A 7,031-nucleotide genomic window follows, 5' to 3' on the forward strand; every position below is an offset into this window, starting at 1 on the left:
TTTTCCAACAGTTCTACTGCTTCACCCGCTTCATAAAACTCTCCAAAGAGTTGCCCTTTACCTTAATATCCGGGGTGATCCGGGTGTTGGCCACATTGTTCTGCATCACGTTCCAATAATGGTTGACCGTGAACACCATCACTTTGTTCTCTTTATCCTCAAACACCCGCTGTCCAACACCCTTCCCAAAAGTCGGGCGCCCTATAACCGTAACGTTGTCCGAATAAGTTTTCAGGCCCAAGGTCAGCAATTCGGCGGCACTGGCCGTGTTCTCATCTACGAAAATATGAATCTTTTTGAAATCAATGAACTCCGGATCGGAATAATAGTTATATGTATATCCGTCGTTGTATATTAAAGTGCAGGTCACCAAATCCGGGAGAAGGGCATCCAGCATATTGTTGGCACTGTCGGTCAGACCGCCCCCGTTGCCGCGCAAATCCAGGATTAGCGTCTTGCTTTCCGGTTCCGGAATCTCATCCAGGAATTGAATGAACTGATCGTCCGTGTTCTTGCTGAAACCTTCGATTCTGAAATAACGAATGTCACCCATATCCTTATAGATCATATCCTCGTCTCCGGACTCGGCCAACTGATCGTATAATTTGCCGTAAATCATGAACGTAAACCGGTCCTCGGATAATTTCGCTTTATCGATCACAGCAGCCATTTCCGGTTGGGATAGGGAAGGGTCCTCCAGTTTGGCGAGCGCAACACCCATTTTGTCGGCATCTTTATTGTAGAGATAATTATCATTAAAAAATTGCCCAATTCGCTCTCCAAGCGGACTTTTCCGATCTTCCAGCGAATCTTTTACATAGAGCGCCGTGCTGTCCTCGGAATAGATTTCTAACGCCTTTTTGCTGAATTCCTCCGCCTGTTCTTCATTCCCAAGGGCCAGATGCGAAGCCGCAAGATAAGACCAGGCCTCGTAATCCTCGGGATCCATCTCTACGGCTTGCTGAAAATAGCGAATCGCTTCTTCGTCATTTCCGAGGTCATACTTGCATTGACCGGTGTACCAAGGAATATCCGAAGATACCGGCGTCACCGATTGCAAGGCGGTTTCTCCAAATGCGGCGCATTTATAATATCTTTTGCCCCAATCCAGGGCCTGGAGTTTCTTGACGTACCCGTTTTGATCCAGAGGCGCTGCCTTAATGGCCTTCTCAAAATAGGGAACGGACTTGGTGTACCATCCGTTGGTCACGTAAGCATCCCCCATAGCCATATGTATGTCCGCCGTATCCGCTCCGTCCTGATAGATTAGCTCGGCATTTTTCAGGTCCCCCTGCGCGCCGTAAACCTTGATCCTCCAAACGTCGACCTCCGGCAGCTCCGGGAAAGTCAGCGCCAACCGATCAAAAAGGGCCAGAGCTTCGTCATATTTATTGTAGCTGTAATAAATCTCCCCAAGCTTCTCCCGGGCTTCCCATTGCTGCGGAAACTTCCCTCCGGCCTCCTTGTAAAAGGAGACAATGTCATCATAGTCCGCCGTATTCTCAAGCAAAGCGCCTTTTACTCTGTAGCCTTCATAACGATCGGAATATTTTTTAAAATAGCTGTCGGCATGCTTCTCCGCCGTCTCCTCCTTATCCAGGGCCAAAAGAGCGTATATTCTGTATTCTTCGGCGTCGGCATCGGAGGGTTCATACTTCAGGTATGTATCAAACTGTTTCAAGGCCTCCTCATAATCTCCCCGATCATAGTGGATCAAGCCTTTTCCGTAATACGCACTGGTATTCTCCTCGTTAAGTTCCAGGGCTTTGTCGTAATTCTCCAGCGCTTCATCGTATCTCAATAAGCCGTACAAGGCATTCCCTTTATTGGAGTATTCCACATCATCATTCGGCAAAATAAGCAAGGACCTCTCGATCAATTCCAATCCCCGGGCGTGATCGCCAAGCTCATTCCAGGCCCAGGCCGCATTGTTGAAAGGAGAATCCAGCAGTTGTGATCCCTGCACCTCCGTATCCAGATCCTTCAGACTCGGGTCCTGCTCATATACAAGATTTATCGCTTTTTCCAGGTGTTCCAGAGCTTCCTCATACTTCCCCTCTTCATTCAACAGGTAGCCTTCATTATTGGCCAGGAAAATTTTCTTCTCTAACTCCGTCGGCACGGTCACTTCCCCATTGCCGGTACATCCGCTTAGCAGGAGGGTCCCCGCCAACATAATTCCGCCTATTGTCATTCCCGTGATTCTCTTCACTAGATCCCCCTCGTTCAACTTCAACTTCTCTTGATGAAAACTAGATATTTCTGTATATGTATGTTTCGATTTTAATCCTTGTTTTTCCTTTTTAATATCGAATCGGAAAAGGTTTATTCCATTAAAGCGTTATCACCCAAAATTTGCCCTTGATCTTATTCCCCCCAGGCTCAATAATTAGGAGCTGAACTTACTTTTTAACAGTAAATTGAAAGGTGTACTCCATGAATACAACACAAACGATTCCCAAAAAAACTGCCGTGAAAGAACCTTTTCCGATCGCGCTTTTGTCATTGACGGTCGGCTCGTTCGCCATCGGCATGACCGAATTCGTCATTATGGGGCTGCTGCCTAATGTGGCAGATGATTTGCATGTCAGCATCTCCGCCGCCGGGCAGCTGATTACCGCTTACGCCATGGGCGTTGCCATCGGCGCGCCTATTTTGACCTTAATGACCCAGCGCATCCCCCAGAAAAAACTGCTCTGCCTGCTGATGATCCTGTTCATCCTCGGCAACGGAATCTCGGTGTTTGCGCCGAACTATGCCGTCTTGATGGCGGCGCGGATTCTGACCGCGCTGACGCACGGTACCTTCTTCGGCGTCGGGGCGGTCATCGCAGCGGGCCTCGTCCGGCCGGAAAAACGCGCCGGGGCGATCTCCATCATGATGGCCGGCCTAACGATCGCCAACATCGTGGGAGTGCCCCTCGGTACCTTCGTCGGCCAGCAGCTCGGCTGGCGGGCTTCCTTCGGCGCCATCGCCTTGATGGGCGTCATCGCTCTGGGCGGAATTTTGCTGTTCGTGCCGCATCTGCGCCAGGAACAGCAGACCGGAGCCGCCCAGCAAATCCGTGCGCTTCTCCGCCCCAAGCTGATGCTGTTCCTGCTGATCGGAGCGCTTGGCAATACGAGCCTGTTTGCGGTGTTTACTTACATCGCCCCTTTGCTCCAGCAGATCACCGGCTTTGCCGAGCATAGCGTTACCTGGATTCTGGTGATCTTCGGTTTTGGCGTAACGCTCGGCAACATGGCAGGCGGCCGGCTGGCCGACTGGAAGCTCATGCCTTCCCTGCTCGGGCTCTACCTGATGGTAGCCGTTGTTCTGGGCATCTTCACCTTTACGATTCAAAGTCCCGTGCTTGCCATCATCACGATCTTCTTCTGGGGCTTCGTCTCGTTCGGCGTGATGCCGGGCCTACAGGTGCGGATCATGAGCCTGGCAAAGGCTGCGCCCGCGCTTGCCTCCACCGCCAGCCATTCGGCCGGAAACCTGGGTAATGCCGCCGGGGCCTTTATCGGCGGTCTCGTCATCAACCACATGGGGCTCTCGTCGCTGCCATGGGTCGGATCGCTGATTGTCACTCTCGCCCTTGCGATCGGGGCCGTAAGCTATGTTCAAGAGAAAAAACAGTCCGATAATGGACGCCTAACTTAATACCTCATGCAGCGGCCCGCCATCTTTTTTAGTTGGCGGGCCGCTTTTTATTTGTTGTTTTGTGGACTCCATGGAATCATGTGCGGCGACGTAACCCTTCTATAAAGTAATCCATCGCCCTCCGGAATTCGTCCGGTAAGCTTTCCTGATTCAGATATGCCGCCATATCGCGGGCGATAGCTTCGGGATGATCTCCATGTTGATCCACGAATTCGGCAAATTGCTCCCACCGCCCGATATCCTGGTGAAACTCCGCTTTGCCGGTCGGGACGCCATGGGACTCGATGTAGATCTCCGTATCATAGAAGTACATGCGACTAAGAAGGCCAAGGAAATTTTCTGCTGTGTACGAATAAGGCCCCCCATACACGGATGGACCCAGCGCATCGCCCAGGAATAACGCTTTATCTTCCCTTACATATACAAAACAGCTGTCGGCTGCGTGATCGCCCCCAACATGCTGAACTTCGCAAGTAACTCCGCCCAAATCGAGTTCCAGCCGTTCCGGGAACATCATATTCGGCAAAATCACCCGCATGGACGTTATGTCTTCATACTCTATATTCATATGCCCAATGGTCTGATCACTGATAATTCCTTTCTCCGCCAGCGTTTCGAGTGCCGTATCGGACCAAGCCAAGCCGGCGAGCGGGCGAAGCGCCTCCGCGGTTCCGATATGGGCGATTACGGGAACATTCCATGCCGGAAGGCCAAAGGTATGATCCCAATGCCAGTGTGTCAGCACTACCAGGTCCGGAGTACGGTATCCTTGCTGTTTCAAATGCTCTTGAAACAGAGCCGCATGCTGCGGGGAATTTCCGGCATCGATCAGCAGGCTCTTGTCTCTTCCTTTCACATAGCCGAGAATCGGCCGGTCGCTTTCATGCTCGGCGTGCATGATTGTTATATGCTCGCTAATCACTTCAAATCTGCTCATCACGTAACCATCTCCCTTAAACGTAGTATACAGGGAATTCGGGAAAGATCACTACCCCTGTGATGCGGGGTTCTTGTGCAACTTATCTCTGATCTCGAGAAGGGCCGCATCTTGGGTGCGGTTACTTTGTGCACCATAGAAAAGTTCCTAGTCAGCTCATAGCCGAGCTTTTATGCACCTAAGAAAAGTTTCTTTTTACCTCCTAGGCAACTCCCTTGGACATAAGGGTGGACCCCCCTATTACAAAACTGCAAATATACATCATTTCGGCTAAATGAGCTTCATTTGTGCTAAATTCCTGCAAATATACATCATTTCCTCCTTCTAATCCCCATTTGGCCGCATTTGGCGTAAAATTACTGCACAATCGCAGGATTTCAGGTCCAGGAGGAGATGTCATCCACAAAAAGCTGCACTATTGCAGGAAATCCGGCTGTCACAAGCCCTGACGCTCAAAAAAAGCTGCCGGAAATAGATATCCCGACAGCTAAGCCTGCTTTATTTAACCAATGAATAAAGTCCTCGATCATGGCCCTGAATTCCGGCCAGTCCGAGTAAAAGTCCACCTTTCACGCCATGAAGTAGGTATCTAGAGCTATATAGTGAAAGTATAAGACAAATGTCACAGTTTTTCTATCACGGAGATAGCGGGAAGGGAGGAATTTTAGTAGGGAAAAATTTAATTGACCAAAGTCCAAAAAATGGCTATATTTGTAATATATCGGAATAAATTACGATAATTCCATCAATATGTTTCATTTAAATATAAAATATATTTTTAGGAGTGGTTCTGTTGAAATCCACCACGATTCTTACGGAACTGAATTCTTACATCAAGCAGCACGAGTTCACCATAAGACAATTTGCATTGAAATTAGGGATTAACGTCGGAACAGTTAGTCATATCCTTAATGGCACGCGCAAGCTGACCGTCAATCAATTAGATCGAATTACGGAAGTGATGGGATTTCCGAGGGGGCACTATTATGCGGAATTTATTCGTGAATATTTGGAGGAGAATAATCCGGATTGGCGTAGAATCCGTCCCCTCCTATTTAATTGTGTAGAGCTGGACAAATTAGACTGTATCACTGAGACTGTGAACTTACTATTAGAAAACTTGATGTATTCCCCTTTGTTATTTGATGTAGCAGAAGAATTATTTCAGTCCAAAAAATACAGTGCCGCAGAAATCCTGTATGAGAATGTAGCCGATAGTGAGCGGAAGCAACATTCCGAACGGTTAGCCTTGTGTCAGTACCGTCTATTTACGATCCGGATCGGACAAGACCAGATGCAAAACTTCAAAACCGCCTGCCAATTTGAGCCGTTTGCTGACCGGTTGGATGAGATACTACAACTCGATGCACTTAAAGATTTGGCCAATATGTACCGGTCACTACGTCTATGGGATCGGGTGGAGATCTTCGCCCGAGAAATGGAACATAAGGCTAAAATATTGTATTTTACCGAAGAACATTCAAAGAATTCATTTTTTCTTGAACAGCAAAATAAATTGAGCAGACCCCTTTTTGTATACATTGCATATGCAAAGCTCCTATATGCAAATGTATCCGAAGGTAAAGGTGATTATGAACACGCCCTTCAATATACATATGAATATGCGGATCTAAACTGGGTAAAAGAAACCGACGATAATACTAAATACTGGATGAATTTATTTCTTGCTTGGGCACAAGCCAATATCTTTGCAAACAAGCTTATGAGCGGAGATTTAAGTATACTTTCGGATTATATTAGCTATATTGAAATGAGAAGCGACGAAGTTTTCACAGCCCTTATTAATATTCTATACGCTGCTAACCGATATCAATTCAATGTTGATTCCATTTTGCAAAGATTCGAGATTAAGATTAAGACATTTGAACCGCAATCAAAAGATATGTACAGTGGACAGGTCATCCCCGACAGCTGCGCCAAGTTTTTCTATGAATTGGCTTTCTACTATTTGCGCAAGTGTGATTACAGAAACGGATTCAAAAATATAATGCAAGGGTTGGAGTATTCAATTAAAATAAATAAAGAGAGTATGATTTTAAAATTTGTCGGATTATTTGAAGATTTTAGTAACGAAGCATCAATCGAAGTACGTGCATTGTACAAAAATCTGATTAAAAAGGTGTGTGCGGTTCTATGAAAAGAAAAGTTGCTTTGATCGTAGCTAGTATGATTCTAACGTTCGTTTTCATTGTACCTGGCTCAACTAATGTGAGTCCAAAGCCAATCTTCACTACTTTTGATCAACATGGCGGAGCTTAATCAGATGAGTATTTTTCTTGAGCCAGCTTATAAAGCTGGCTCAGGCTGTCGAGAAAGTCTCGACAGCCTTCTTTATGTTATATTTATTTAAGACGACACCGCGTTAATGTTGTATAATATAGGTAGCTATTTATAGAACGGGATGGTGTCTGCATGTTGCGTTCCA

General features: G+C 47.1%; 4 protein-coding genes. 2 read left to right on the forward strand and 2 right to left on the reverse strand.

The window, feature by feature from the left end; all coding sequences use genetic code 11:
- Window positions 1-13 precede the first annotated feature (13 nt).
- Window positions 14-2,212 carry a tetratricopeptide repeat protein gene (locus DFP94_RS20495; RefSeq protein WP_114498345.1) on the reverse strand — a complete coding sequence of 733 codons (2,199 nt, stop codon included), beginning with the start codon at window positions 2,210-2,212 and terminating at the stop codon, window positions 14-16.
- 224 nt (window positions 2,213-2,436) lie between these two features.
- On the opposite strand from DFP94_RS20495, the gene DFP94_RS20500 reads away from it, so the two are divergent.
- Window positions 2,437-3,648, forward strand: coding sequence for an MFS transporter (locus DFP94_RS20500; protein ID WP_114498346.1), 1,212 nt, complete (start codon window positions 2,437-2,439; stop codon window positions 3,646-3,648).
- Between the two features lie 76 nt (window positions 3,649-3,724).
- Here the strand turns inward: DFP94_RS20500 and DFP94_RS20505 are convergent, their stop codons facing one another.
- Window positions 3,725-4,585 carry an MBL fold metallo-hydrolase gene (locus tag DFP94_RS20505; protein WP_114498347.1) on the reverse strand — a complete coding sequence of 287 codons (861 nt, stop codon included), beginning with the start codon at window positions 4,583-4,585 and terminating at the stop codon, window positions 3,725-3,727.
- A 784-nt stretch (window positions 4,586-5,369) separates the two neighbouring features.
- On the opposite strand from DFP94_RS20505, the gene DFP94_RS20510 reads away from it, so the two are divergent.
- On the forward strand, window positions 5,370-6,743 hold the full coding sequence (locus DFP94_RS20510; protein ID WP_342768268.1) for a helix-turn-helix domain-containing protein: 1,374 nt from the start codon (window positions 5,370-5,372) through the stop codon (window positions 6,741-6,743).
- The last annotated feature ends 288 nt before the right edge of the window (window positions 6,744-7,031 follow it).

The sequence above is a fragment of the Fontibacillus phaseoli genome (genome assembly GCF_003337355.1).
Taxonomy (GTDB): domain Bacteria; phylum Bacillota; class Bacilli; order Paenibacillales; family Paenibacillaceae; genus Fontibacillus; species Fontibacillus phaseoli.

Bases quoted from the DNA above. Each gene is read 5' to 3' on its own strand.
- DFP94_RS20505 (WP_114498347.1), bottom strand. From the start codon at position 4,585: ATGAGCAGATTTGAAGTGATTAGCGAGCATATAACAATCATGCACGCC.
- DFP94_RS20500 (WP_114498346.1), top strand. From the start codon at position 2,437: ATGAATACAACACAAACGATTCCCAAAAAAACTGCCGTGAAAGAACCT.